Genomic DNA, 25,334 nt, shown 5'->3' with positions numbered 1-25,334 from the left:
GCTAACTCATTAACATGGCATAAGGAGGCAGTCGGCATGAGCTACGAGTTACCAGCAAACGAACAGCTTTTGAAGTGGGTGGACGAAGTCAGGGCACTCTGTGAACCGTCCCGGATTCACTGGTGTGACGGCTCCCAGGAGGAGTACGACGAGCTGTGCAATCTGCTGGTGGAAAATGGCACCTTCAAGAAGCTGAACCAGGAAAAGCGCCCCAACAGCTATCTGGCCTGCTCAGATCCCATCGACGTGGCGCGGGTCGAGGACCGCACCTTCATCTGCAGCATCTCCAAGCAGGATGCAGGGCCCACCAACAACTGGATGGCCCCCAAAGAGATGAAGGAAAAACTCCACGGCCTGTTCAAGGGATGCATGAAGGGGCGCACCATGTATGTCATCCCCTTCAGCATGGGCCCCCTCGGCTCCCCCATTGCCAAGATCGGCGTTGAAATATCGGATTCACCCTACGTTGCCGCCAATATGCGGATCATGACCCGCATGGGCAAAGCCGTTCTCGATGTCCTCGGCGGCGGCGAGTTCGTCCCCTGCCTCCACTCGGTGGGCGCCCCCCTTCAGCCTGGACAGAAGGACGTGACCTGGCCCTGCAACAAGGAGAAATACATCGTCCACTTCCCCGAGGAGCGCGCCATCTGGTCTTTCGGTTCCGGCTACGGCGGCAACGCCCTTCTCGGCAAGAAGTGCCTGGCCCTGCGCATCGCCTCCAAGCAGGGGAAGGACGAGGGGTGGCTGGCCGAGCACATGCTGATCCTCGGCGTCCAGTCCCCCACCGGCGAGAAGACCTACGTGGGCGCCGCTTTCCCGAGCGCCTGCGGCAAGACCAACTTCGCCATGCTGATTCCCCCGAAGCCGTTGCAGGACAAGGGATGGAAGGTGACCACCCTGGGCGACGACATCGCCTGGATCAAGCCCGGCCCCGACGGTCAGGTCTATGCCATCAACCCCGAGTACGGCTACTTCGGCGTCGCCCCCGGCACCAACGTCAAGACAAACCCCAACGCCATGGCCTCCTGCTCCGCCAATACCATCTTCACCAACGTGGCCCTTACCGAAGACGGCGACGTCTGGTGGGAAGGGATGACCGACGAGCCCCCCGCAAAGCTCACCGACTGGCAGGGGAACGAGTGGACCCCGGGGTGCGGCCGTCTTGCCGCCCATCCCAACTCTCGTTTCACCGCGCCGGCCTCCCAGTGCCCCTCCATCGACCCCGACTGGGAAAACCCCAAGGGCGTCCCCATGAGCGCCTTCATCTTCGGTGGCCGCCGCAAGGACACCGTGCCGCTGGTCTACCAGGCCTTCAACTGGAGCTTCGGCGTTTACCTCGCCTCCACCCTCGGCTCCGAAACCACCGCAGCAGCAGTGGGGGCCACCGGCAACGTCCGCCGCGACCCCTTCGCCATGCTCCCCTTCTGCGGCTACCACATGGCCGACTACTTCAGCCACTGGCTCCAGTTCGGCCGCTCCATCGCCAAACCGCCCCGCATCTTCAGCGTCAACTGGTTCCGCAAGGATGCCAACGGCAAGTTCATCTGGCCCGGCTACGGCGACAACATGCGGGTTCTCAAGTGGATCGTCGAAAGGGTCCAGGGAAAGGCCGCGGCTGTCGAATCCCCCCTGGGGTGGATGCCGCGTTACGAGGACATGGACTGGGAAGGGCTCGACATGACCCGCGAGAAGTTCAACGAGCTGACCTCCGTGGACCGCGAGGTCTGGCAACACGAGCTCGTCTCCCACGAGGAGCTTTTCCTCAAGCTCTATGACCGCCTTCCCAAGGAGTTCCTCCATATGCGCCAGATGATCGTTTCCGGCCTCTGGCGCTCGCCGGAGCACTGGGAGCAGATCGGCGACGTCCATCCCGAAGGGTGGAACGAGTAACATTGTCCAGCACCCTGTTACACACAAAGGCCCGTCGGAATTCTCCGGCGGGCCTTTGCTTTTTCCTGCAAGGGAGATGAGAGTCAGAGCGTAAAATAGAACGTCGCCCCCTTGTCCGGTTCGGCTTCCGCCCAGATCTTCCCGCCGTGGCGCTGGATGATGTTCTGGGCGATGGCAAGGCCGACCCCTGTCCCTTCATACTCGTTTCCGTTGTGCAGTCGCTGGAAGACCGCGAACAGCTTGTCGGCGTACCGCATGTCGAAGCCTACCCCGTTGTCCCGGACAAAGTAGACCGTTTCCCCGTTGTCCGGAAACGCCCCCACCTCGATCCTGGGCACCTCACGCCTGCTGCTGTATTTCAGGGCATTGCCGATCAGGTTCGCATAGACCTGCCGCAGCAGAACTGGATCGGCCTGGGATTCGGGAAGCTCGGCAACCGTAAACGAGATCTCTTTCCCTTCATACTGCTCCCGATACTGCGCAAACGTTTCCCGCGCCAGCCGTTCCATCGACACGGGCATTTTGTTGAGGGGTTGGCGCACGGTCCGCGAGAGGGCGAGGATGGCATCGATGAGCTTTCCCATGTTGTCGCACCCCGCCACGATGCGGTGGAGCAGATTGCGGGCCTCCTCGTCAAGAGCCTGGGAATAGTCGTCCATGAGGATATGGCTGAAGGCGTCGATATGCCTGAGGGGCGCCCGGAGGTCGTGGGAGACCGAATAGGCGAAGGACTCCAGCTGGCGGTTCACCTGCTGGAGCTCCTCGGTCCGCTCGATGACCCGCTGCTCAAGCTCCTGGGCGGCAAGACGGAGCTGGATGGTTCTCTGGTCCACGAGATCCTGCAGGTTCCTGCGATGGGATTCCAGCTCCATGCGCTGCAGGTAGAGGTCCCGGAAGACCCGTACCTTGCTCCGGAGGATGGCCGGCTCGATGGGCTTGGCCAGGTAATCGACCGCGCCGGCGTCATACCCCTTGAACTGGAACTTCAGATCCTTCATCCCCGCCGTCACGAAGATGATCGGCAGATGCCTGGTCTTGGGATTGGAGCGCATGAGTTCGGCGGTCTCGAACCCGTCCATCTCGGGCATCTGCACATCCATGAGAACCAGCGCGAAATCCTGCTTCAGCGTCAGCCTGAGCGCTTCGTTGCCTGACAGTGCTCTGACGAACACCAGGTCCAGCTCGTCCAGAAGCCCTTCAAGCGCCGAAAGGTTTTCCGGTCGGTCATCCACAAGCAGAATCTGCGGTTTCATCGAAATGAACTGCTTGTCCATCTCTCCCCCATGGTTTGCGAGACAGGCTCGCCCCTTGGATTATGCTGACGGCTCGCGTCAGCCGGCATCCATGCCCGAATTCATCCTGATGTTTCCGGCTATGCCAGCCTGACCAGAAGCGGCGCAATCTGTTCAAGGGGCACGATGTAGTCTGGACCGACCGCCTCGATGGCGCTCCTCGGCATCGAATCGGCAACGGCACCGGCAGGGTCCTGCACCACCGTCACCCCGCCGGCATCCTTTATCCGCCCGAGCCCCTCGCTCCCGTCGCATCCCGCCCCGGTCATCACGACGCCAATGAGCGCATGCCCAAAGGCGTCCACCGCGGACCCGAACAGCACATCCACCGATGGTCGGGCAAACTTGACCGGAGGGTCCACCGACAGGGAAAGGGTGGCGTCCTTCTCAACCAGCAGATGGTAGTTGGGAGGGGCCAGGTACACGGTCCCTGCCGCAGCCTTCTCCAGCTCATCGGCCTCCTTGACCCTGATGGCGCTCAGCTCGTCCAGCAGGAGCGCGAGGCCGTTGTCGGCTTCAGGGGATATGTGGGCAACAACCATGACCGGAAGGGTGAAATCCGCCGGCAGGGAGCCGATCACCTGTTTCAGCGCATCGACCCCTCCGGACGATACGCCGACAACCACAGCGCGGAATCTATGCTGACTGTTCCTGTCCATAGCTTTTCCGGTAAATCCTCATCCTCTCCGCCGTTTCGGCATAGCGCGAAGCGATCCGCCTTCCGTCGAGGGACTCCTTGAGGCCAAGACAAAGAAAGCCGCCGGGAATGAGACAAGTGTCAAAAAGCCGTAGTACCCGCTCCTTGAGGGTCGGCTTGAAATAGATGAGCACATTCCTGCAGAGAATCAGATGCATCTCCCCGAAATCAGCGTCGACCGCCAGGTTGTGGGAGGCGAACACGATCTGCTCACGCAAGGGCTTTATCATTATTGCATGCTCATACCGTGCCAAGTAGTAGTCGGAAAACGCCCCCCTCCCCCCGGCGGCCTGATAGTTCCTGGTGTATTTCTGCATCTCCTTCAGGGGGAATATACCCTCCCGGGCATTCTGAAGCACCTCGTTATTGATGTCGGTCGCATACATCCTGAAACGTCCCTTCATCCCCTCCTCTTCGAGGAGTATGGCAAGGGAGTACGCCTCTTCGCCGGATGAGCACCCCGCATGCCATATCTTGACGAAGGGATAGGTCTTCAGGTGGGGTACGATCTCTTCCCGCAGCGCCCGGAAAAATGCCGGGTCCCTGAACATCTCCGACACGTTGACCGTGATACCGCGGAGCAGCGAGTCAAAGGCCTCGCGATTGCGCAAAATGGCGGCCTGGGCTTCGGAGAGGGTCCCATAGCCGGAGGTGGCGAACCACTGGGTAATCCTCCGCTTTATGGATGCCTCGGAGTAGTCGGTGAAGTCATGGCCGTACACCTGACGGACACCGTGGAGGAGCAGACGCATCTCGATGTCGAAGAGTTCATCCGGTTCCATGGTCAGCTACCGTAGAGCCATACCCGCAGCAGCGAAAGGAGCTTGTCCGCATCCACCGGCTTCTGGATGTAATCGCTGGCCCCTGCCTTGAGGCACTCGTCCCGGTCACCCTTCATGGCCTTGGCCGTGAGGGCGATGATGGGGAGCCGGGCGAATCGCGGGTCTTTCCTGATGGCGCGGGTAGCCGCAAAACCGTCCATCTCGGGCATCATGATATCCATGAGCACCACATCGATGCCGGGCTCTCCATTGAGACGCTCCAGGGCCTCCCTGCCGTTTTCCGCCTCAAGCACGATCATCTTTTTCTCCGCGAGAACGCTGGAGAGGGAGAAGATGTTGCGCATGTCGTCATCCACGATCAGAACCTTTTTTCCTTCGAGCAGCGCCTCGTTGTCGAGAGCCGCGCGGATCATCCTCTTCTTCTCGGGTCCCATGCCGCTCTCCACCAGGTGCAGAAAGAGCGAGACCTCGTTCAGAAGCCGCTCGGGGCTCTTGGCCCCCTTGATGATGATGCTCTCGGCGTAGTGGCGAAGCCGCTGTTCGTCTTCGCGGGAAAGATCCCGGCCGGAATGAATGATAACCGGAATCCGGCGGTTTTCGTCAAGGGACTGGATCTTCTCCAGCACCTCGAATCCGGACATGTCGGAAAGCCCCAGGTCGAGCACGATGCAGTCGAAGGGTTCGGCGGCCAGGAGCCCCATGGCCTCGCTTCCGGTCGAGGCGACCGTGATGGCCACATCCCGCACCCCGAGCAGCGCCTCCATGCTCTTTGCCTCGTTCCTGTCATCCTCGACGATCAGGAGCTTCTTGACGCTTTTGGCCAGGGAAGTCTCGATCGTACTGAACACCTCGTCAAGCTGAGCACTGTTCACGGGCTTGGTCACAAATCCTATGGCGCCCATGGTCAGCGCCTTCTGGCGGTCTTCCAGGCAGGTGAGGAAGTGCACCGGGATATGCCGGGTCCTCAGGCTGTCCTTGAGACTCCTCATGACCCCCCAACCGTCGATATGGGGGAGCATCACATCGAGAACAATGGCGCTCGGCAGGTAATGATCGGCCAGTGCAATTCCGCTTTCGCCATCACCTGCAACGAGTGCCGGGAAGCCACGATCACGGACCATATCCATCAGGATGGCGGCGAAGGAGAGATCGTCCTCGATGATCAGGATGCTCCTCTCGCCGGGACGAAGCTTCTCGCGGTCGTCCGCCAGAACCGGCGTCGGGAGCTGAACATCCGCCTCCCTTCCGGAGGCTTCCTTCCCCCGCGGCACCGTGACGGGAGGCAGCCGGGGCGCCGGCGGCGGCACGGCCGTTTGACTCTCCTCCCCATGGGCAGCGTGGTCCAGCGGGAGATAGAGGGTGAAGGAGCTCCCTTTCCCCTCTTCGCTTTCGAGAAGGACGTCGCCATGGAGCCCCCGCGCCAGTTGCCGCGAAATGGAAAGCCCCAGCCCGGTGCCGCCGAACTTCCGGCTCGTCGTGCCGTCCGCCTGCTGGAACGCCTGGAACACAAGGTCATGCTTGTCGGGAGAAATCCCGATTCCCGTGTCGGAAACCTGAATGGCAATGGCCGGGGCCGGCAGGGGATTTTCCTCTGAATTGGGCAGATGCGCCCTGACGGCCACCCTCCCCTCCCGGGTGAACTTGCAGGCGTTGGAAACGAGGTTCTTCAGGATCTGCTGGGTCCGCTGGCCGTCGGTGGTTATCTCTTCCGGGACCCCCTCCTCGATGATCGCATCAAAGTCCAGCCCCTTCTGCTCCGCGAGGGGGGAGAACATCGTGCGGAGCTGGTCGAAGAGGGCGCGGAGCGGAATCTGCTCGTAATTGAACTCCAGCCTTCCCGACTCGATCTTCGAGAGATCGAGGATATCGTTGATGAGGGTAAGGAGGTCGTTGCCGGAGCTGTTGATGGTGGCCGCGTACTCCACCTGTTTGTCGGTCAGGTTGTGCTCCCGGTTTTCCTTCAGCAGAGAGGAGAGGATCAGCAGGCTATTGAGGGGGGTCCTCAGTTCGTGGGACATGTTGGCCAGGAATTCGGACTTGTAGGTGCTGATCCGCTCCAGCTCGTCGGCCTTCAGCTTCAGCGCCCGGCTCGTCTCCTCCACCTCGCGGTTCTTGGCGCGGATCTGCTCCCGCTGCTGCTCCAGCATCTGGGCCCGCTCTTCCAGCTCCTCGTTGGTCTGCTGGAGCTCTTCCTGCTGGACCCGAAGTTCCTCGGTCTGGGCCTGGGTCTGTTCAAGCAGCTCGTCCACGAGCTTCCGCGAACGGTTGACGCTGATCCCGATAGATAGCCCCTCCTGGGCCCGGCTGAGGAACTCCAGTTCCCGCTCCGTGAATTCCCTGAAGGAGCCTATTTCCACGACCCCCACGAGAAGGTTGTCATGGAGCAGCGGCACCGCGGCAATGTTGAGGGGCTTCGCCTCGCCGATGGCCGAACTTATGGGGAGATAGCCGGGAGGGACATCGGCGAGGCGGATAATCCTCCTCTCCTTGGCCGCCTCCCCCACCAAGCCCTCCCCGAGGGCAAACCGCTTCTTCATATCCTCCCGGCGGGCAAGGGCGTAGGTGGCGGCAATCTCCAGATCACGGGTCCTGTCGTTGTACAGATAGAGGGCACCGACGCCAGCCCCCAGGTATTCGCAGAGGAAAGAGAGGCTCTTTTCAACCATTTCCTCCAGCCGCCGGTCCCCCCGAAGAATGGCGCCGAGTTCATTGGCGCCACTTTTCAGCCAGTCCCGTGCCTGCTCCTCCTGCCGGTTCCGGCGCAGCGAGTCCGTCATCCGTGAAAATGCAGCGTCGAGGGATGCCTGGATGCCGCTCATGCCGGCCACCGCCCTGAGCATCATTCCTCCCTCGTCCCTGGCAACGGTTTCAGGATCAATCCGGAGCCGCTCCGACACGGCCACGTCCTGGGTCAGGTCGCCGGCTGCAATGGCCTCCGCCAGCCGGGCCTTTTCCGTCCCCGACTCCTCCATTCGGCGCACGGCATCGAGGACCACCCGGATGGGGTCGGCCACGCTCCGCGTGATGAAGAACGCCATGGCCAGTGCAATGGCGATAGCGCCGAGAAGGAGCGATATCAGCCACGAGCGGATATTGAAGTAGCCGGCGGTGCCCTGATCGAGATGCTCGTCCCCTTCTTTCAGGCTGTACTGTGTGAGCAGCTTCGCACGGGTTTCAACATCGCCGAAAAGAGTCCTCAGGTGCGCATTGTCGACAGTCAGCGTTTCGTAGTCAGCGCCTGAATCGGCCGCTGACTTGAGTCTTGCCGTCTCATCCATGTATTCCTTCGAGGCAGTGATGACGTCATCCAGAAGTCGTCTCTCCGCAGGATAAATCGAAAGCTTGGCGTAACGTTCCAAGGACTCCTGTATGTCTATCGCTTCATGGTGGAGTTTCAACTCCAGCTCTTTGCGGTGCAGGCGATTCTCCTCCAGGTAGTTCAAAAACGTTCGGCGATGCTGCTGGTGATGGCGGTCGATCATTCCTGCTACTTCCATGCTTGGAAGCAGGTGGTCGTGCATGACATCCAGGTGCGACTTGATCTCCGAAAGCCCGGTTATGCCGAAATAACCGATCAGGGAACTGAAGGCGATGACCGTTCCGTAGCCGAGAAGCAGCTTGTTCCTGATCTTCAGATCTGCATACCACCCCATAAGTTTCTCCCCCGCTCACTCACGTTCTGTCCATGAAACAACAATTGTTAACCTTAGCACATATTACTTAATGAACAAGCCACACAATATACATTGCATTACCACACAATAGGTGCCCACGCGCAGAAAAGCCCGTCAGATTAGTCTGACGGGCCCCTGTCAACATATCCCCGCTCATCCTGTGGCCTGTTCCAGCAGCGTCGCCAGCATCTCAACCCGCGGCATGGCGATCCCCTCCCGCGCACCGTAGGCAAGTGGTGTCCTGAAGATGGCGGCAATCTCCAGGGGGCGCCCCTCTTCGCGGTCGATCTCCATGGATGGCTTGTACTCTCCCATGGCGTCGGTGAATTCCAGCATGTCGTCGACGTAGCCATCGGCAATGGAGGTGGCAAGCCCCTGGGCATTGGCGCCGGCGATGACTTCAAGCATAATTCCCCGCACCAGTTTGCGGCTCGCATCCCGCGCCAGAATCAGGTTCACCGGCTGCTGCAGGAGGGCGCAGAGGCCGTTGAACGGGATGTTCCAGACCAGCTTCTCCCACCGGGCCCGCTTCAGGTCATCGGTTGTCCGGCAATCCACCCCGGCCTGGCGGAACATGGCGGCCAGCACCTCGATCCGTTCTCTGTCGCGGGGCAGGAATTCTCCCAGGATGATCCGCCCCGCCCCGAGGTGGTGCACCTCGCCGGGCTCCCCCCGGTTAGAGCAGAGAAAGGCCACCCCGCCGATGATCCGTTCGGCCCCGAAAAGGGTGGCCAGCGCCTCCTCGTTCCCCAGTCCGTTCTGGAGGGTCAGAATCTGCGTCCCCTCCCCCACCAGCGGACGGATCAGCTCCGCATAGCGGCTGTTGGCAAAAGTCTTCAACCCCACCAGCACCAGGTCCATCGGCCCGATTTCCTCGGGAGCGCGGTATCCCTTCACGTGGGGCAATGTAAAATCGCCGTTGATGGAAAAGACCTTCAGGCCGTTCCCGGCGATCGCCTCATAATCGCGGCGAAGGAGGAAATGGACGTCCTCGCCGCTCCGCTGCAGCAAAGCGCCGTAGTAAAGCCCCAGGGCTCCGGCGCCCACAATTGCTATTCGCATGAATGTCTCCTTGCGCGAGTGTCCTGCCCCCTCGAAAGGTGGGGCCTGACGACGGTTTAGGGACTGAGGCCTTCGCTCCGTGCAGGGGGATTTCGGGCCTTGCTGCGGATCTATGGCCTTGTCGTTCGGACAGAGAAAAGTGGTGCGAAGATCCCTTCGTTGCAGCAGACGGGGCATCTACCGGGTGGGGTAAAGCGATCCCTCTTTGCAAAGACGAAACCGCAGGCGCGGCATTGGAGCGGCATCACCTCAAGGAAGGCGGCACCGTCCTGGGAGCTGAGACGGATGTGTTCCCGATGGCTACAGGACGGGGACGTCGTATGCCTTTGATCTGACAGAGTCTTTGCCGTGAAACGCTCTCTTTTTCAAAAGCGATAGAACACCGGATCACCATACCTGATTCCGAAAGGAGGGTGCAAAGGAAACTTTCGCCGCTCGCCGTAAACAGCCATTTAACGCCACCAATATTGAGGTAACGCCTCTGAGCGATGACGGCGTATCAGGCCCTGGACTACATTTTGATGCCCTGAGCATGGCGGCTTTTGCTGTGACCCTTTTATGCTTCCAGTGCATATATTCCACCTTGACAACATTTGTTTATCCGCTATATTAGACCAAACGGTTGGTTTTTAAGGAAATGCATAATGAAAACCAAAGGCGAAGAAACAAGAAGCAGAATACTTGATACGGCGACGGATCTCATCCACCGCAAGGGCTTCGGGGCCACGAGCATCAATGACTTGCTTGAGGCAACCAATATCAAGAAAGGCTGTCTTTACTTCCATTTTCCAGGAAAGGATGCCTTGGGGCTGGCCGTACTGGAGAAGATGCGGGATGATTTCCTCGATGTTTTGGAGACCTCCCTGGTCGGCACCACACCGGGGGAGTGTCTTGATAATTTTTTCGCCACAGTCGCAGATGTACACAAGGGGAGGGGATTCGTCGGGGGGTGCATTTTTGGAAATACCGCCCTGGAAATGGGGGACACGGACAATCGTTTAGTGGATATAATCAGGCAGGTCTTTAAAACATGGATGGGCAAATTGAAGACGGTTATCGCCGCCGCCCAGAACACTGGTGAGGTACGCAACGACATCCCTGCAGACATCCTGGCCTGCCAGATGCTGGCCGCCATCGAGGGGGGTATAATGCTGTCCCGTCTGGAAAAGGATGAGAAGCCCCTGTGCGATGCCCTCGGCGCCTTACGGACAATGATGCGAGTGCAGTAGCAAAATTTTTTTCAATAACAACAAACCAAATGGTTGGTTTGTTGGCCCTCAGGGGCAAATAAATACAGCTGAAAAGGAGAGGCAGATGGCGCGTTTGACAACGGTGGAAGTGAGTGCGGTTTCAGGGGAGACGGCGGCTATATTTAAGGAGATCGAGGGGGCATTCGGCATGGTGCCGAATCTTTTCAAGAGCTACGCCCATCACCCGCCCCTGCTGAAGGCCAACTGGAACAAGGTCAAGGCGGTGATGATGGAAGGGGTCCTGAGCCAGAAGGTAAAGCAGACCATAGCGGTGCTGGTTTCCAGGGACAATGGCTGCACCTACTGCGTTGCTGCGCACACCGGTGCGCTGAAGGCGGTCGGGGTTTCCGATGAGGAAATCGGTATTATTGTGCAGAACATCGAACAGGCCGACTTCAGCGTGAAAGAAAAGGCGCTCATCGGTTTTGCCAGGAAAGCGAATACAAATCCCTCCAGAATAGAGGATGCCGAGTTTGACGCCCTGCGTCAGGCAGGGGTATCGGACGCCGAGATAGTGGAGGCGCTGGGGGTGATGGAACTTTTCACCGCTTTCAATAAGTTTCTCGACTCCCTGCAGGTGGATATCGATTTTTAAACAGCCGGAGAAAGATGGGGAGATTCGTGCGGCTGAAAGTGCTCGAAGCGCCTTCGGCCGTTTACCGGCATTAGCCTGAATAATCGGCACTACAACATGGAAGGAGCCTCCCATGAAGGTACTTGGCATATCTTGCAGCCCTCGTCCAGGGCAAACCACCGACCGTCTCGTTCAAGAAGTTCTGAATAATATCGAAGCTCCAACCGAATTCGTGTCCCTGAGCGGTCGTCGCATAGGTCCCTGCCTGGGCTGTCTCGGCTGTGTGGCGGACAACGTCTGCAAGGTCCGGGACGACATGGGCGAGTTACGTCCCCTTATTGTCGAGGCGGATGCCTTGGTAATTGGGGCGCCCAATTATTTCGGCATGCTCAACGGGCTTGCACACTGCTTTTTGGAGCGCCTTTATCAGTTTCGTCACCAGGAAGGGGGAGCACTGCACGGCAAGTTGGGGGTTGCGGTCGGGGTAGGCAGCGCCATGCCGGATTCAGCGGTACGTGACATAGAAAAGTTCTTCAGCTTCAGCCGCATTGAACCGGTCGGGAACGTAACCGCAATAGGTCCCGCCAGTTGTTTCAACTGCGGCCACGGCGAGGAGTGCCGGGAAGGAGCCATCCACAGGGTCTTTGGTCCGGGAACGAAGATTACTGCCGACTTGACCCCTAATCTTTCCAAACAGCCGGATAGCCTTACCGCAGCCAGAATGCTGGGAGAAAAGCTCACCCAGCGGCTGAAGCAGGGATAGGGATGTGCGACAATGAAGGAAAACCTGGAAAGATGACCTGCGCGAGCGGCAGCTGCGCAAAGAAGCGCACTGAGTGAAGCAGGCAAGTTCCCTTTAACAAGTTAGGCTGCAAAAAAAAATTGAAAATAAGGAAAATATCAAGTAGTTTAAAGTTAAACGATTTTCGTTCAAAACATTCTGTGCTGACACGAACTGACAGCCACAAGGGAGACGCTATGGAGTTAGAACAAATCAAGCAAGGACTGGTTTCAAACGTGTACCATCTCACAGCCGACAAGAAAGGGGCGCTCCACAAGCACCCGGACCACGACGAGATCTTCTACTGTATAAAAGGAGAAGGTGTCGGGGTTCTTGAAAGGGGTGAAATAGAGCTTTCCGTGGGGAAGGTGTTCATTGTCCCGGCCGGGGTCATGCACACGGTAAGATCTTCGGACGAGATTTGTGTCGCTTCATTCCTGGTGCCGGTTGTTAAGTGAATAGGATGGCGGAGCATAACCATTTGCGCGGGTAACCGAAGATAAGGAGCTAACCATGTTCAAACGGATTGACCATGTGGAAATCATCCCCCGCGATTTCGAAAGGGCTATCGGCTTCTACACGGAGGTACTGGGATTCAAGGTCAGGCAACGGCTGAAGGTGGAAGCCCCTCCCCTCGAAGAAATCGCCTATCTTGAGCTTGGCGACACGGTCATTGAGCTGATGCAGGTCAGGAATGCCACGCCGGCAGTGGTAAATCCATGGCAGATCGGCTATCGGATGATGGCCCTGGAGGTGGAAGATATGGACCGGGCTGTGGCCTATCTTGCCGGCAAAGGGGTGGCGATCACCTGGGGACCGGTGACCTTGGGGACATCCAAGAGGGCCGAGATACAGGACGCCGATGGATTCTCCATCGAATTGAGGCAGTGGTAAAAACACAAGAAAACGGAGGCACGATAATGATTCCAGAGAAAATGCTGCAAGTACTGAAACACGAGGGGGTTGTGGCCATAGCCACACAGGGTGACGGTGGTCCCCATCTGGTTAACACCTGGAACAGTTACATCCAGATTACCCAGGATGGGAAACTGTTGATTCCCGCCGGCTACATGAATACGACAGAAGCAAATCTGGCCAAGGACAGCAGATGTCTCATCACCGTGGGAAGCCGCGAGGTGGAAGGTGCCCACGGCCCAGGGACGGGCTTTCTCGTTGAAGGCACTGCGGTATTTGTAACGTCAGGCCCGCTGTTCGATGTGGTCAAGGGGAAGTTTCCCTGGGCAAGGGCGGCATTGGAAGTTACCATCACCTCTGCCACGCAGACGCTATAACTCCTTGCGGAGAATGGGGTGCAGGTCTGTAGGTTTAACATTCTAAAAAAGCACAGAGTAAGGTTACTCAGGTCAGCGTCAACACCGTCGCCTCAGGCGGGCAGTTCAGCCTGATTGGCGCGAGCAGGCATCCAACGCCGCGTGATATGTACGTTTGTCGGTCTCCGTCGCGGACCAGCCCGGCACGGTATTTCTGACCGAACTTCGAAGGCATGACCGGCTGACCAAGGAACGGCACAACAACCTGTCCGCCGTGGGTATGACCCGACAATACAAGATCAATCCGTTCGCGCAAAAGGAAAATTTCATCGTTGATGTCGGGATTGTGGCTGAGAAGGATCCTGATTCCGTCCGTACCTGCGCCCTTGCAGGCGGCCGCGAGCGAGCAGCTTGGCTCCCAGTAGTCGTCGACACCGAGAAGGTGAAACGACGCCCCGCCCCTGGTTAGCGTAACGCTGCGGTTTCTGAGCCAGACCATCCCGATCTGCCGTGCGAACGTTTCACAGATTGTCTCGACAGACTCCACCCCGCTCCAGAAATCGTGATTCCCCAGAACACCGTAAATCCCCAGGGGCGCCTGCAAACCTGCAAGGGCCTCGACGCACTTTGACAGATGCTCGTGTTTAAACTGTCCGACGCTTCCTGAGAGGAACTTGGTGGAGCCGGAGATGAAATCTCCGGTCATCACGACCAGATCCGGATTCTCCGCCATGAGCAGCCGGCCGGCGGAACGGATTGTCTCGCTGGAGACAATGAAGGAAGCGTGGAGATCAGTCATCAGGCCGATCTTGAGCCCTTGCAGCGCAGCCGGCAGGTTCCTGATCTTCACCGATGTCCGAACGAGCTCCACCTGTTCACTTGTCGTGTTATAGAAACCCTTGCCAAGACCGGCGACAACGATGCCCCTAAGGCCGAATTTTAAAAAGTCTCGTCTGTTCACATCAGGTTTCCTACGAAAAAACCCTGCTAACCGCCGACGACCGTAATGATAACCTTCGCGGCAGTGTAAAGCAAAATGCCCGCCACGATGATGCCAGCAACGACGTAGGTGTAATGGGGGACAAAGGTCGACTTCCCGCTGGCAGCGGACTTCCCCTTCCCCAGCATCCCGAACAGTTTCGGTATCAGGAAAACCAGCACGGCGACCAGCAGATACGGCACCAGCCATTCGATGTTCATCGCTTCTCTTTCTCTCTCAACTACCTGCCGGCAGCGCCCTGCAGGGCCTCCGCAACCTTTTCCCTGGCCGTCTTGCCGGTCAAGGTCGTCATGGGACTTCCCCCCTTGTACACCATCAGGGCCGGAACCTCCTTGACCGCCAGCTTTTCGGCAAGCTTCCTGTTCCCGTCCACGTTGATGTTCACGAACTTGACCTTGCCGGCGTATCTGGCGCTCTCCGCCTCCAGAACGGGAATGAATTCCTTGCACGGCTCGCACGAATCACCCCAGTAGGTGACCGCCACCGGCAGGGTCGCCTTGAGCACTTCATCCTCGAACTCGTCCTCTTCGATCTCGATGATCTTCGAGCGGAACATCTCTTTTTTGCAGGGAATAAGAAAAGGCTTCTCCTGCTGGCTGGACTGCTTCACATTGAGAATAACTACCGGCCCTGGTGTCGTGGTGTCGCGGCTCATCCGGGTATATATGCGCTCAGAGGACCCTCTGGACATTGTGTCGGTAATGTTGTTGGCTTCGATGGCCTTGAAAAGATCTTCCAGCTTGGTGCCGGCAATCGGCTTGCCGCCGACACCGACGATTTTGTGCCCCTTCCTCAGCCCGGTTTTCTCGATAGCCGACCCCGGCAGGACCTGGAGCACCCAGAAGCCGTCGGACATGGCGGCGAAGCTGACCCCCGGCAGGCCCACCTTCCGCTTCAGGGCGATCAGTTCCTTCATCCGCGCCATCTCCCCTTCGACCGCGGCCCGGTCGGCCGCGTCCGGCTTCAGGGCCAGATAGGCCCGGTACTCCTTGATGGCCTTGGCCGGCTTGTCCGATTCGGCAGCCAACTGCGCCAGGTTGTAGTGGATGTCGGGCCATGTGGGAGCCAGGGCGGAGGCCGCCTCGAACTCGGCCATGGCGGCCAGAAAATCGGCCGACTTGTCCGCCTTCTCGATCAGGGCCAGCCCCGCCTTGAAACGCTCCCCGGCCGCGGCGGGAATCTCCTCCTGGGCCAAGGCCGGCACAGCGGTCAGGAGACAGAGAACCGACATGATGATGAGCTGTCGCATGGTTTTTTTCATGGTTTGATCCTTTCGCGGCCGAGTGGTTTCAATCGTTGTTCCCATAATCCTTGTGCTGCTGCAGCGGGGTAACGACAAAGTAGGGAGAATTGTAATAGTCGGCCGGACTGAAATCTATGCCGTTCTCGACCTTTACGCGGTCAAAGGATTTCGGCAGGAACTTCCCTGCATTTTTAAGCAACGCCCAGTCGGCTTCCGAACAGACCACCTCATCCTTGCCCACCACGCCGTAGTTCGTATCCCCCCACAAGCTGTTTGCTGTTTTATCGGAGTTTTTTTTGTGCATCTCCATCGCCGCCCGGAAAAGATCTTCCCCTTCATTGGGCCGCAACGGTTCAGCCAGCTTCCCGAGCGTTGCCACGTCCATACCGCGGTGCCCGTACCTGTTCTGGAAATCAATTTCCGTGATGATGCGCGGCCCCTCGCCCGGCTGGTTGTCCAGGAAGAGCTTCGTGCCGTTGATCTCTTTCAGGTAGAGGACCGTATGGGAGGCAAATGACTTGTTCCCCCCGGTGACTTTATTGTCCCCCAGGGTTATGGGATTCAAGCCCTTCAGGCGGCCGTCCTCCGGCTCGACGAGGAGCACGTCGCCGGGCTGCAGTTGGCTGAAGGTCTTTCCCGGCAGCGGCGGGACGTTCGCCATGAGGGAGCGGTGGATTGCGCCGGCGGTTTTGTTCGGCTCCTGGAGCCTCTGCTGGACCAGCTGCTGCTGTTTCTTCTCCCATGCGGCGTACTGAGTCTCGAACTCCACCTGTTCCCGGATCGCGTCGATGTTCTTGTCGCCGCTTTTCGCCAGAGACAGAGTCCGCTCCAGCCGCCGCAGTATGAGTTCAGCGTCGCTCTTGTTCTTCAGGCTGCGGGACTGCGACGCCTTTGCCTCAGCCAAAGCCTTGCCGGCAACCGCTTCCGCCTGGGCGTTCCCCTTCTGTCGGGCGAGCCCGATAATGGTTTCCGATTTACTGATCGAGGCAGCGCTTTTCTTGATCGCGTCATCGAATTTCCTGATCTCCGCGATTATCTTTTCCTTTGAGGTTTCAAGCTTGAAGATCTCGCCGAGCAGCGCGTTTCGTTCCGCGCCGGTCATCTGGGCCTGGGAGACGGAAACAGAGGCGAACAAAACAACTACCATGGCTGAACTGACAATGAATCGTCCCATCGGGTTTTCCCCTTAATGTGCGGCAACGCCTTGCAAGAGCTCCGCGAGCTTGGCATTGTCGATCCTGCCGGTCGTGGTGGAAACGGGACTTCCCCCCTTGTAGACCATCATGGTGGGAACACCCTTGACTGCCAACTGGTTCACAAGCTTCCGGTTCTCGTTCACGTTGACGTTGACGAACTTCACCTTGCCGGCATACTTGGCACCCTGGGCCTCCACGGCCGGAACAAAGTCCTGGCAGGGACCGCAGTCGCTCCCCCAGAATGTGACCACCACCGGCAAGCTCTCCTTCAGCACTTCATCCTCGAACTCATCCTCTTCGATCTCGATCACGTTGGAGTGAAACATGCTCTTTTTGAAATAAAGATAGCCTTTGCCAGAACCGGGAGGGATGATGGTAAACGCGATGGCCGGCCCCGTCTCTTCCACCGTATTGCCGACGTTGTTCGGCTGACTCGTCCGCATAAACTTCTGGGAACGGATGTAGCCAATCTCCGCCATGAAACCGGCCGGTATCTGTCCCGGCTGTTTCTTCTCCTCACTCTTGGCCGCGGCCACCTTGGCGGACTGGGTCTCAATGGCCCGGAAAAAATCGTCCAGCTTTGCGCCCACAACCGATTGATCCTCGACTGCGAGGATTTTGTACCCTTTCCTCAAGAAGGTTTTCCCCACCCTGGAACCAGGAGAAAGCTCCATGACCCAGATGCCATCGGGCATTGCGGCGAATACCACCCCGGGCAGGCCGAGCTTCCGCTTCCGGGCGATGGTTTCCTTGAGGCGGGCGATGTCCCCTTCGACGGCGGCCCGTTCAGCGCCGTCGGGCGTCAGTGCCAGGTAGGTGCGGTACTCCTTGATGGCCTTGGCCGGCTTGTCCGTTTCCGCCGCCAGTTTTGCCAGGTTGTAGTGGATGTCGGCCCATTGGGGCGCCAGGGCTGCGGCCGCCTCGAACTCCCCGATTGCAGCAAGGAAGTCTGCGGGCTTGTCCGCCTTTTCGATCAGGGCGAAGCCGGCCTTGAAGCGCTCCATGGCGGCCTCGGGGATTTCCTCCTGGGCCAGGAGCGGCGAAACGGCAAAGAGGGAGATGAGTGACGTAATGATGATCTGTCGCATGGCTTTTTTCATGGCTGTGATCCTTTCGCGGCCTGGCCGGCTTTTGGCGCCGTGGCCATCTTGCCCACTTCGTTCAGGGCATCAATCTCAAGTTCAAGTTTCTTGACCCCGGCATCGGCCTCGTTCTTGAGGGTGGTGGCCGTCTCCAGCTCTTTCAGGGCTGCCGCCAGGAGATCGTCGGCTTCTTCTTTTTTCTCGGGAGGAAGGGTTACGGCCTGGTTTTTCAACTCGTCCACCTTGTGCTGCTTTTCGGCAACCTGCGCCACGGCGTCCTGCTGCTTTGCCTTGGCCTGCTCGATCATGGGGAGGCGCTGGTGAACCTCCTCGATCATGGTCTGATAGAGGCCCATGCGGATTTCAACGGATCCATCCGGCATGGGAGGCTCCGGGAACTCCGTGTCGCACCTGGCCATGGACTCCCCGGTGGGTTTTTCAGAAAACTTCCTGTATTCCTCAGCCCGTTTTTCGTCGCCTGCCGCCAGGGCCCTGGCCACCTGGCCTCCCCAGTAGGCGCTGCACCGCAACTGCCGGAAGGCCGTCGAATCACGGCCGGGAGAGCTTGCGTCCAGCCCCCGTATCCCGGCCAGGAGCTTTTTCTTTTTGTCGGTGAATTCCTGCTTTTTCTGCTGCTCGTACTGGTTCTCCATCTCCCTGATCTGCTGTTCCACCTTGGCGCGCCATTCCGCGGCAGCCCTTTCCTGGGCCGCTTTCTGCTCGGCGATCTGCTGGGGAGTCGGGCCGGACGGCTGCGACGGAGAGGGGCCATTGAGCCACTGGATGAACGCATTGGCGGCCATGTCGGTTATGGACTGCATAATCTGCAGCTTCATCTGGTTCTTGAAGGACAGCCCTTTCCCCGTTGACGATCCGTAGGAGCCGCCGCCGGAGGGTTGATTGCACACAATCTGCCCATCCACGCAGTCACAGGGGATCCCCTGGTCCTTATAGGCCCGCGCCGAAGCATTGCAGTCCACCTCGAAACCGGCGATGGCAGTTCCCGGTGCGGTCGCGGCAGACAGCAGCAGAGCGCCGGCTGCGGGGAGCAGTTTCCGGGTGATTGTGCGCGATATCGTTTTCATACATGTTCCTTTCTGCCAATGCGGCCTGCAACCCGAGGCCGCATCACTTGGTCACAAACCAGACGCCTGCCAGAAAAATCACCGCAAACAGGAGGAGCAGCCCCCATGACAGGAGACTCGAGCGGACATTGCCGGCTGCGGATAGCGGCTCCTCGGTATTGTGGGCGGACAGGTGCCTGGCAAGGGATCTCGCCGACACAACAAAAATGACAACCCCGACCATCCCCACAAGGAGCGACAGCAGGATATCCCCCAGCAACGCCCCGGGTTTCCGGGTGATGATGACAACCGCTGCCGTGAAGCCAATTACCGCCGCGATCCCCCCCGCCAGCTTGCCGAGCATCTGCGGCAACTGCCTCAGTTCCGCCCTGGTCTGACGTGTTATCTCTCCCATGCTCCCTCCCTTTTTTCCATACCCGGGACTGTCGTGCTACTTCCGTCCCCCCGCCGCACTATCCTTGAGCCTCTCCCGCACCTCATCGGAAACGGCCTCAGCGGGGTGCGCGGCCAGCCAGCGGGACAGGTTCATCTCCGCGTATCCCCAATGATCCTGGTATTCATACTCCACCAGACCACAGGTAAGCTGCAGGTCCGGCAGCCGCATCGGCTCGTCGCGCAGGAAGGTGACCCGCACCGGCATTCCCGGCGTCAGCCGGGCAACGGTAGTTAAAACCTCATCCACATCCTTCATTTTCTGGGTGTCCAACGCAAGGATGATATCGCCGGCCTGCACCCCGGAGCGCTCGGCGGGACTTCCCGGCACCACCCCCTGGACGTAGGCGCCCCCCTCGGCCCTTTTCAGCAGCTTCAGCCCCATCTGCGGCTTCCCCTGCCCCCCTGCCTGGGGTGGCGACATTTCGGGCACGATATCCACCTGGGCGGGGCGGTAGCCGGCCTCGGACAGCTTGAATGCCTGCACACAGTGCTTATGGACTTCATATCCCATGTCGTATTGATTCCTTGCCCTGGCCGCCAGCTCCCGGACCCTCGCCAGATGGGTGCCGAGGGCCAGCTCCCGTATCGCCGGGTCCTTTGAATCGGTGGCCGCCTCCAGGGCCGCATCGTCCTGCTCAAGGGTCCTGATCATGTCCACCGTCCCGAAGAACGACGGCCCCTCGCCAAGGAACATGATGCGCCCCTCTCCCTCATTGATGGACCTGGTCTCATCCATCTGGCGGATGTAATCATCTCTCGAGATATCGAAGAATGCCGAAGTCGCCAGCTTCTTCCCCGGCCTCAAGGTGGCCCCCTTCTGCAGCAACAGGCGCACCATGCGCCGCAGCGCGATCTTGTCCTTGGGGTCTTTCCGCCCATCGAGTGTGTTCAATGCCACATAGAGCGCGGAGCGTGGCGGGCGGTTCGGCTGCCTCTGGGCCACGGCGGTCGAAGCCCTCTTCTCCAGGAGGAGCTGCATGCATTTTTCCCGACCGGAGAAGATGGCGCTGCCAAGAGGGGTGTACTGTCCAATCGAATCAGTCTCGTTCAGGTCTGCCCCTCGCTGGAGGAGAAGCGACAGGATTTCATCTGTGCAGATGCTGTCGCTCATTTCACTGAGGAGGCTCTGCTTGCCATAACTCATTTCGTACCGGAAGTCTGCCCCGCTTTTCAGCAGAAACGCGGTAAAGTCGGGTGAATAGCTGGTCACCAGCGGAGGGCCGCCAGGGAACCGCCGGACGTTGACGTTGGCGCCGCGACGCACCAGCAGTTCGGCCTTGGGCCGCCAGTCGCCGGCGTATTCGGCCCTTGCTAGTGGCGATTTCCCCTCCTTGTCGACTGCGTTGGGATTGGCGCCCCGTTCCAGAAGCAGTTGCACCGCCGAGACGGAACCGAACTGCACGGCCACGGAAAGGAGTGGTTCGCCGCTCTCGGAGGTGGCGTTGGGATTGAGCCCCTGATCCAGCAGGGTCGTGAGGGTTGCCATGTCATCGTAGCTAATGGCTTGCCAGGGGTCTGGCTGTCCGGCAAGCGTGAAGGACCACTCCCCTGCGGGGATACCGTCCACCTGTACCCTCATTCGATAGCGGCCGGGATATTTACCCCCTAGTTCGTCGGTGTATTTGATAAATGCCGCTCCATTCCTCATCCAATGGGGAGGAGAGTAACCATGCTCAGTTTTTCCACCGATGGCGGCCAAAAGGGGGTCACCGGGGCTCTGGGTCACCTGGTAGTTGGCGCTTTTCAGCATGCCGCCGGTCGGCTCATGCCAGGAGACCGTAACCGAATGCCCCCCACGGCTTCGGGAAAGAGAGGCCCTATCGAATTCGATCCGGGCCACGATGCGCCGCACATCCTTGCGGTCGAAGCTTTCGGCGAATCCCCGTGTATTGTCGAGAGTATCGCTCTCATAGAAGCTGACGCCGGCAATGGCAAGGGAAGGTGCCGCCTCGCCGGAGGCCACGGGCCTCACCGCCAGGTTGAAGCGCCTGAGGTCCGCCAGGTTGTCGAGGGCCAGCACCCCCAGGGAGGTATTGAACAGCACGTACAGGGTATCGCCGGCCATGGCCATCCGATGCCCAAACCTCGACGAGCGCATGATCTCCAGGGCTCCGCCCTGGCCGGCGAGGACGATCTCCCTGCCGGTGCTGACCGCAAGGCCGGCCGGCGTCATGTCCAGCCCCGTCACGGATGCCGAGGGGTGGGTGTAGAAGGTGGTTTCCGAGCCGTCCTTCACGGAATAGCGGACGACCGTGCGCCCCTTGGCCACGTAGAGGGCCTCGGCATCGCCGGTAACGGCGGTGATGGGCTCGCCCGACTCGTAGGCCAGCTCCATGTCGAGGATGCCGCCCCCCTTGAGGGAGCGGAGGAGATACAGGGCGTGGCGGCCGCTCCGGGCATCGATCCCGGCGCAGTAGACGGTGGTGCCGACGCTGGTCAGGACATCGATTTTGTGCAGAGGGACCTTCGTCACGGGCTGCAGCGCCGCGCGGGGGACCCCCTTCTTGTCCAGTGTTTTCTCCCTGGGCTCGGCAAGGAGCAGCAGATCATTGCCGGACGACAGAAGGAGCACGCCGTTAGAGAGGTGGGTCATCCCCGAAATCGCGGCATTCACGGCCACCAGGTAGTTTCTGTCGGGGTAGAGCAGGTGATACGTATCAGAATCGCCGCTGAACGCCACGACGGGAGCCCCGGCGGCACTGACGCTGAAGATGGCGTCGGTTCTGGCCTTTTCCGTGGGGGGAAGCACCCAGCGGGGGCTAACCTTTGCCCCCTTGGGGAGCAGGAAGGTGGCCTCCGTGAAGAGGCTGGGCGCGGGCTGCTGCTCCACTGGCGGCGCGGGTGCCGGGGCCGTCGGCGGCTTGGATGCCTGCTGCGACTGCTTAGGTGCCTGCTGCTGCGACTTTGGCGGCCTGGAGGCGGCTAGCCCCGGCATGCCCAGAAGCAGGACCGCAATCTGTACCGCCGTTATGAGGAACGCGGCCTTCCGCCTGATCATTCGCCGAACTGGATCCATGCCTTCACCCCCTTCCGTGATGCGGACAACTCATCGTTGAAACGCTTCCAGAAGCCCTCGGCATCGAAACTGGTGCCGGTCGCGGCCGTCGCATCCACCATGAACCGGTTGAGGGCTTGGTAGGCGACCTTCGAATACATCCGCCCCCCCTCCACGGCAAACTCCGCATGGGGCCCCACCGGCTCGGGTATCTTGGAAATAATCAGATCCGCCGTCTCGGCGCCGGCCGCGGGAGCGCCCCCCTCCCCGGCCTTGACCGCGATGCGCCCCACAGCGAGCATCTTTTCGTAGTACCCCTTGAATTTCTCGCCCCGGGCCTCTTCGATGGCGTCGCCGGTCTCCGACTCGATAATCTTCGTGATTTTGTCGGTGAAAAAATCGGCCGCAAACGCCGTGGTGATGGGGTCACCGGGCTGGGACTTCGGATCTGCAGCAGAGGCGAGCCGACGGTCAGGGGATTTGATGGCCTGCGCCGAATTGGCAGCCGAACTGTCCTGCTGGAACGTGCGCATGACTGCGTTCAGAAGGGTCTTGCTCACCACACTGGGAAGCGGGAGGCGGAGATTATCCCGCTCCTCGTCGGTGCGGGGCTGCTCCGTGGCCATGGCCCACAACTCGTTACGCCGGCGCAGTGCCGCATAGAAGACCTCCGCATCCGCGTCGGAGAGCACCCCGTCCCGGTTGAGCTTGGCATAGAGCTCGGCGACCTTATCCTGTGCCGTCAGATACTCCTGCCACTGCTCCGGGGAGAAGCCGGGGAGCGGGACCACCGGCCGCGGGGCCTGGACCGTCTTGCTCAGGGGCTTTGCGGCGGGCATGAGTGTAACCAGCTTTCCCATCCGCTGGCGGTATTCGGAGCGTTCCTTCCGCAGCTCCTCCTGCCGTTTCAGTTCCTGCTCGGCGCGACGCAGGTTTTCCTGGATCACCTTGTCGTTGGGGGACTTGCCCACGGCACTCTTGTAAAGCTCCACGGCCTTTGCCCAATCACTCTTCTCATAGGCCCGGTTCCCCTGCTCGTTGAGGTTGAAGGCCTCCTGCTTCCGCTGCCGCTCCTCCTGCTGCCGTGCCTGCTCCCGCTGCTCCTGCCAATGGTTGATCCGCTCAAACAGGCTCGGGCCCCGCTCGTAACCGCTGTTCCCGCCGTCATCGCCGCCGGAGCCTCCACACCCGCTAACACACTCCGGGCCGCTGACCGGCGGGATATACACCGACCCTCCGCCGGTCATGGATCGGAGCTGGTCGAAGGCGCCGGCGGACGCCTCCGTGGTGAACGCGGCAGCGGCGCACAACTGGCACGCCACCAGGAGCAGAAGCCCCTGTCCGCGAAGTCCTTTAGTAAACCTCGTGTCCATAGTCATGGGAGGTCCCCCTCTCCGTGTCTCTCGGTTGATTGATGTACCTGCCGCCCGGGAAGAACCTTTGCGTCACCTTCTCGAAAACAGGGAGGAACTCCCGGAATTTCCCCTCCGGGGCGGTGTAGCGCAGGGCGTAGAATCCCGGCTTCGCGGGAAGCACCATGAACCGCTCCCTCACCGATAGCCTCCTGGCATTGAGTCCCGGCCGGATGTGCACACGGGGATCATCGGAAACTGCGTTGCCGAGGCTCCCCGGATCGATCTGACTCCGTACGCTCTCGAACACCATCCCTTTCCTGCCGGCAACCATCGCGGGTTTGACACCCCCGGAATTGCTCCCCTCTAGGGGCGCGTGCGTCCTGATGTAGCGGTCCACCGATTTGTACATCAGATTCCCCTCCGCATAGTAGAAGATGGCCATGGTGACGGGAATTCCGCCTTGCGACGGGGCATTCAGGTAAAAGCCATAGGTCTTTTTCTCCTCGTTGCTCAGGCCGAAACCGGATCCGTAATTGTCAAACCGCGACCAGTCGGGCGGGATGTCGCAGGTGAAGTAGTCCCCCACCTCCACGGTCACAAACCCGTCGGGATCGGGAATCTCCGGGAGGAGGTCGGCGGGCACGCCCGGCTGACTGGAGAGTGCCCCCGAAGGAGCAGGGGGCGGTCCCCCGTAAACCGGTCCGCTCCCCGCCGCAAGCGCCGCCAGGAGCACCAGGCCCGTCAGCAGGAGCCGCGGATTGCCTCTTTTCGTCACGGCTGCCGATGCCTTCATATCGTGTCTTTCCCCCACCCCTTGAGCAGTTCCACGATCGATTCGAAGCCGCGCTCCTCCGCCAGCCCCAGGGGGGTCAACCCTCTCTCGTTTCTGATGGACGTGTCGGCCCCCCGGGCGAGGAACAGCCTCACGAATCCCTCATCGCCAAAGCCGACGGCGTAATGGAGCGGCGTGTCCCCGTACCGACCGGCCACATTGATGTCCGCGCCGGCGTCGAGGAGGAGGGTCGCGGCCTCCCGCGCAGCCACGGAAACGGCGGCATGGAGCGGTGTGTATCCCTTGTCGTCCGTAACGTTCAGATCGGCCCCCTTTGCCAGCAACAGGCGCACCATCCCGGTGTTGCCCCTCCGGCAGGCCTCCCGCAGGGGGGTGTACCGATAGACGTTGGCGATGGTCACATCGGCCCCGGCATCGAGAAGAATCCGGGCAACGTCGTCGTGTCCCTCGTGAATGGCGGCGTACAGAGGGGTATTCCCCTCGCCGTTGATGGCATTCACCCGGGCCCCGGCGGCGAGCAGAATCCGCGTTGCCTCGGCATGACCATAATGGGCCGCGTTGTGGAGGAGCGTGATGCGATACTCCTTGTCCGCGTAGTTCGCATCGGCCCCCTTGCCAAGGAAATCCCCGATGACGCCGGCATCGCCGTATCCTTGGTTGAGGTAGAGGAAGAGGGCCTCCGAGGGGGGCGTCCCCTCCGGAATCTCCAGGGGCTTCACTACCGGCTCGTACTTTCTGCCGAGGAACTGCTCCAGAAGGTCGGCTCCTCCATCGGCGGCAGCGGCCGGACCCGCCGCAAGAAACAACAGCGTCATCAATACTACCGCTGCACGGAGCGTCATGACTGCTATGGCCATTTTCAGCACCTCCTTTTCAG

At 60.0% G+C, this 25,334-nt stretch carries 24 protein-coding genes; 7 read left to right on the top strand and 17 right to left on the bottom strand.

The window, feature by feature from the left end; all coding sequences use genetic code 11:
- Positions 1–36: 36 nt before the first annotated feature.
- Positions 37–1,890: a phosphoenolpyruvate carboxykinase (GTP) gene (locus tag KJB29_RS10245; protein WP_215734494.1), complete on the top strand. Its 1,854-nt coding sequence runs from the start codon at positions 37–39 to the stop codon at positions 1,888–1,890.
- 83 nt (positions 1,891–1,973) lie between these two features.
- On the opposite strand, the gene KJB29_RS10240 is transcribed toward KJB29_RS10245, so the two are convergent.
- The 6 genes from KJB29_RS10240 to KJB29_RS19825 form a co-directional block, all read right to left on the bottom strand.
- Entirely contained in the window at positions 1,974–3,164 is a 1,191-nt protein-coding gene (locus KJB29_RS10240) for a response regulator (protein WP_215734493.1), read from the bottom strand.
- 98 nt (positions 3,165–3,262) lie between these two features.
- On the bottom strand, positions 3,263–3,841 hold the full coding sequence (locus KJB29_RS10235; RefSeq protein WP_215734492.1) for a chemotaxis protein CheB: 579 nt from the start codon (positions 3,839–3,841) through the stop codon (positions 3,263–3,265).
- A complete protein-coding gene (locus tag KJB29_RS10230; protein ID WP_215734491.1) occupies positions 3,819–4,661 on the bottom strand; it encodes a CheR family methyltransferase in 843 nt (280 codons plus the stop codon). The genes KJB29_RS10235 and KJB29_RS10230 overlap by 23 nt, the downstream gene beginning before the upstream one ends.
- A gap of 2 nt (positions 4,662–4,663) precedes the next feature.
- Positions 4,664–8,314 (bottom strand): response regulator, encoded by a 3,651-nt coding sequence (locus KJB29_RS10225; RefSeq protein WP_215734490.1) that lies wholly within the window; start codon positions 8,312–8,314, stop codon positions 4,664–4,666.
- A 174-nt stretch (positions 8,315–8,488) separates the two neighbouring features.
- A complete protein-coding gene (locus KJB29_RS10220; RefSeq protein ID WP_215734489.1) occupies positions 8,489–9,397 on the bottom strand; it encodes a putative 2-dehydropantoate 2-reductase in 909 nt (302 codons plus the stop codon).
- Between the two features lie 110 nt (positions 9,398–9,507).
- On the bottom strand, positions 9,508–9,642 hold the full coding sequence (locus KJB29_RS19825) for a hypothetical protein (RefSeq protein WP_425514114.1): 135 nt from the start codon (positions 9,640–9,642) through the stop codon (positions 9,508–9,510).
- Positions 9,643–10,041: 399 nt separating this feature from the next.
- Between KJB29_RS19825 and KJB29_RS10215 the strand changes: the two genes are divergently transcribed.
- From KJB29_RS10215 to KJB29_RS10190, 6 genes are all read left to right on the top strand, one after another.
- Positions 10,042–10,626, top strand: a complete 585-nt coding sequence (locus KJB29_RS10215; RefSeq protein WP_215734488.1) for a TetR/AcrR family transcriptional regulator — start codon at positions 10,042–10,044, stop codon at positions 10,624–10,626.
- Between the two features lie 85 nt (positions 10,627–10,711).
- Positions 10,712–11,242, top strand: coding sequence for a carboxymuconolactone decarboxylase family protein (locus tag KJB29_RS10210; RefSeq protein ID WP_215734487.1), 531 nt, complete (start codon positions 10,712–10,714; stop codon positions 11,240–11,242).
- Between the two features lie 112 nt (positions 11,243–11,354).
- Complete coding sequence (locus tag KJB29_RS10205; RefSeq protein WP_215734486.1) at positions 11,355–11,984, top strand: flavodoxin family protein; 630 nt, start codon at positions 11,355–11,357, stop codon at positions 11,982–11,984.
- Positions 11,985–12,238: 254 nt separating this feature from the next.
- Positions 12,239–12,460: a cupin domain-containing protein gene (locus KJB29_RS10200; protein ID WP_343213554.1), complete on the top strand. Its 222-nt coding sequence runs from the start codon at positions 12,239–12,241 to the stop codon at positions 12,458–12,460.
- Between the two features lie 55 nt (positions 12,461–12,515).
- Complete coding sequence (locus KJB29_RS10195; RefSeq protein ID WP_215734484.1) at positions 12,516–12,896, top strand: VOC family protein; 381 nt, start codon at positions 12,516–12,518, stop codon at positions 12,894–12,896.
- Between the two features lie 26 nt (positions 12,897–12,922).
- Entirely contained in the window at positions 12,923–13,294 is a 372-nt protein-coding gene (locus tag KJB29_RS10190) for a pyridoxamine 5'-phosphate oxidase family protein (protein WP_004511812.1), read from the top strand.
- A 67-nt stretch (positions 13,295–13,361) separates the two neighbouring features.
- On the opposite strand, the gene KJB29_RS10185 is transcribed toward KJB29_RS10190, so the two are convergent.
- The 11 genes from KJB29_RS10185 to KJB29_RS10135 are packed head-to-tail and all read right to left on the bottom strand — an operon-like array spanning position 13,362 to position 25,314.
- Positions 13,362–14,234 carry a metallophosphoesterase gene (locus KJB29_RS10185; protein WP_215734483.1) on the bottom strand — a complete coding sequence of 291 codons (873 nt, stop codon included), beginning with the start codon at positions 14,232–14,234 and terminating at the stop codon, positions 13,362–13,364.
- Positions 14,235–14,260: 26 nt separating this feature from the next.
- Complete coding sequence (locus KJB29_RS10180; RefSeq protein ID WP_215734482.1) at positions 14,261–14,473, bottom strand: hypothetical protein; 213 nt, start codon at positions 14,471–14,473, stop codon at positions 14,261–14,263.
- A 20-nt stretch (positions 14,474–14,493) separates the two neighbouring features.
- A complete protein-coding gene (locus KJB29_RS10175) occupies positions 14,494–15,534 on the bottom strand; it encodes a thioredoxin domain-containing protein (RefSeq protein ID WP_215734481.1) in 1,041 nt (346 codons plus the stop codon).
- Positions 15,535–15,562: 28 nt separating this feature from the next.
- The gene (locus KJB29_RS10170; RefSeq protein ID WP_215734480.1) at positions 15,563–16,690 is read right to left on the bottom strand and encodes a hypothetical protein; all 1,128 of its coding nucleotides are present in this window, start codon (positions 16,688–16,690) and stop codon (positions 15,563–15,565) included.
- 12 nt (positions 16,691–16,702) lie between these two features.
- Complete coding sequence (locus KJB29_RS10165) at positions 16,703–17,812, bottom strand: thioredoxin domain-containing protein (protein ID WP_215734479.1); 1,110 nt, start codon at positions 17,810–17,812, stop codon at positions 16,703–16,705.
- Positions 17,809–18,879 (bottom strand): hypothetical protein, encoded by a 1,071-nt coding sequence (locus tag KJB29_RS10160; RefSeq protein ID WP_215734478.1) that lies wholly within the window; start codon positions 18,877–18,879, stop codon positions 17,809–17,811. Before KJB29_RS10160 ends, KJB29_RS10165 begins: the two co-directional genes overlap by 4 nt.
- 43 nt (positions 18,880–18,922) lie before the next feature.
- Positions 18,923–19,273 carry a hypothetical protein gene (locus KJB29_RS10155; RefSeq protein ID WP_215734477.1) on the bottom strand — a complete coding sequence of 117 codons (351 nt, stop codon included), beginning with the start codon at positions 19,271–19,273 and terminating at the stop codon, positions 18,923–18,925.
- A gap of 36 nt (positions 19,274–19,309) precedes the next feature.
- Positions 19,310–22,330, bottom strand: a complete 3,021-nt coding sequence (locus tag KJB29_RS10150) for an ankyrin repeat domain-containing protein (RefSeq protein WP_215734476.1) — start codon at positions 22,328–22,330, stop codon at positions 19,310–19,312.
- A complete protein-coding gene (locus KJB29_RS10145; RefSeq protein WP_215734475.1) occupies positions 22,309–23,688 on the bottom strand; it encodes a hypothetical protein in 1,380 nt (459 codons plus the stop codon). The genes KJB29_RS10150 and KJB29_RS10145 overlap by 22 nt, the downstream gene beginning before the upstream one ends.
- Complete coding sequence (locus KJB29_RS10140; RefSeq protein ID WP_215734474.1) at positions 23,663–24,457, bottom strand: hypothetical protein; 795 nt, start codon at positions 24,455–24,457, stop codon at positions 23,663–23,665. The genes KJB29_RS10145 and KJB29_RS10140 overlap by 26 nt, the downstream gene beginning before the upstream one ends.
- The gene (locus KJB29_RS10135; protein WP_215734473.1) at positions 24,454–25,314 is read right to left on the bottom strand and encodes an ankyrin repeat domain-containing protein; all 861 of its coding nucleotides are present in this window, start codon (positions 25,312–25,314) and stop codon (positions 24,454–24,456) included. The genes KJB29_RS10140 and KJB29_RS10135 overlap by 4 nt, the downstream gene beginning before the upstream one ends.
- Positions 25,315–25,334: the final 20 nt, after the last annotated feature.

Origin of the sequence: Geobacter grbiciae (assembly GCF_018531165.1) — a bacterium.
GTDB lineage: Bacteria > Desulfobacterota > Desulfuromonadia > Geobacterales > Geobacteraceae > Geobacter > Geobacter metallireducens.
This window is presented reverse-complemented; position numbering and strand designations above follow the sequence as displayed.

What these genes read in the sequence shown, in the direction of transcription:
- KJB29_RS10245 (WP_215734494.1), top strand. Translation starts at nt 37, where the DNA reads ATGAGCTACGAGTTACCAGCAAACGAACAGCTTTTGAAGTGGGTGGAC.
- KJB29_RS10240 (WP_215734493.1), bottom strand. Translation starts at nt 3,164, where the DNA reads ATGGACAAGCAGTTCATTTCGATGAAACCGCAGATTCTGCTTGTGGAT.
- KJB29_RS10235 (WP_215734492.1), bottom strand. Translation starts at nt 3,841, where the DNA reads ATGGACAGGAACAGTCAGCATAGATTCCGCGCTGTGGTTGTCGGCGTA.
- KJB29_RS10230 (WP_215734491.1), bottom strand. Translation starts at nt 4,661, where the DNA reads ATGGAACCGGATGAACTCTTCGACATCGAGATGCGTCTGCTCCTCCAC.
- KJB29_RS10225 (WP_215734490.1), bottom strand. Translation starts at nt 8,314, where the DNA reads ATGGGGTGGTATGCAGATCTGAAGATCAGGAACAAGCTGCTTCTCGGC.
- KJB29_RS10220 (WP_215734489.1), bottom strand. Translation starts at nt 9,397, where the DNA reads ATGCGAATAGCAATTGTGGGCGCCGGAGCCCTGGGGCTTTACTACGGC.
- KJB29_RS19825 (WP_425514114.1), bottom strand. Translation starts at nt 9,642, where the DNA reads ATGCCGCTCCAATGCCGCGCCTGCGGTTTCGTCTTTGCAAAGAGGGAT.
- KJB29_RS10215 (WP_215734488.1), top strand. Translation starts at nt 10,042, where the DNA reads ATGAAAACCAAAGGCGAAGAAACAAGAAGCAGAATACTTGATACGGCG.
- KJB29_RS10210 (WP_215734487.1), top strand. Translation starts at nt 10,712, where the DNA reads ATGGCGCGTTTGACAACGGTGGAAGTGAGTGCGGTTTCAGGGGAGACG.
- KJB29_RS10205 (WP_215734486.1), top strand. Translation starts at nt 11,355, where the DNA reads ATGAAGGTACTTGGCATATCTTGCAGCCCTCGTCCAGGGCAAACCACC.
- KJB29_RS10195 (WP_215734484.1), top strand. Translation starts at nt 12,516, where the DNA reads ATGTTCAAACGGATTGACCATGTGGAAATCATCCCCCGCGATTTCGAA.
- KJB29_RS10190 (WP_004511812.1), top strand. Translation starts at nt 12,923, where the DNA reads ATGATTCCAGAGAAAATGCTGCAAGTACTGAAACACGAGGGGGTTGTG.
- KJB29_RS10180 (WP_215734482.1), bottom strand. Translation starts at nt 14,473, where the DNA reads ATGAACATCGAATGGCTGGTGCCGTATCTGCTGGTCGCCGTGCTGGTT.
- KJB29_RS10175 (WP_215734481.1), bottom strand. Translation starts at nt 15,534, where the DNA reads ATGAAAAAAACCATGCGACAGCTCATCATCATGTCGGTTCTCTGTCTC.
- KJB29_RS10170 (WP_215734480.1), bottom strand. Translation starts at nt 16,690, where the DNA reads ATGGGACGATTCATTGTCAGTTCAGCCATGGTAGTTGTTTTGTTCGCC.
- KJB29_RS10165 (WP_215734479.1), bottom strand. Translation starts at nt 17,812, where the DNA reads ATGAAAAAAGCCATGCGACAGATCATCATTACGTCACTCATCTCCCTC.
- KJB29_RS10160 (WP_215734478.1), bottom strand. Translation starts at nt 18,879, where the DNA reads ATGAAAACGATATCGCGCACAATCACCCGGAAACTGCTCCCCGCAGCC.
- KJB29_RS10155 (WP_215734477.1), bottom strand. Translation starts at nt 19,273, where the DNA reads ATGGGAGAGATAACACGTCAGACCAGGGCGGAACTGAGGCAGTTGCCG.
- KJB29_RS10150 (WP_215734476.1), bottom strand. Translation starts at nt 22,330, where the DNA reads ATGGATCCAGTTCGGCGAATGATCAGGCGGAAGGCCGCGTTCCTCATA.
- KJB29_RS10145 (WP_215734475.1), bottom strand. Translation starts at nt 23,688, where the DNA reads ATGACTATGGACACGAGGTTTACTAAAGGACTTCGCGGACAGGGGCTT.
- KJB29_RS10140 (WP_215734474.1), bottom strand. Translation starts at nt 24,457, where the DNA reads ATGAAGGCATCGGCAGCCGTGACGAAAAGAGGCAATCCGCGGCTCCTG.
- KJB29_RS10135 (WP_215734473.1), bottom strand. Translation starts at nt 25,314, where the DNA reads ATGGCCATAGCAGTCATGACGCTCCGTGCAGCGGTAGTATTGATGACG.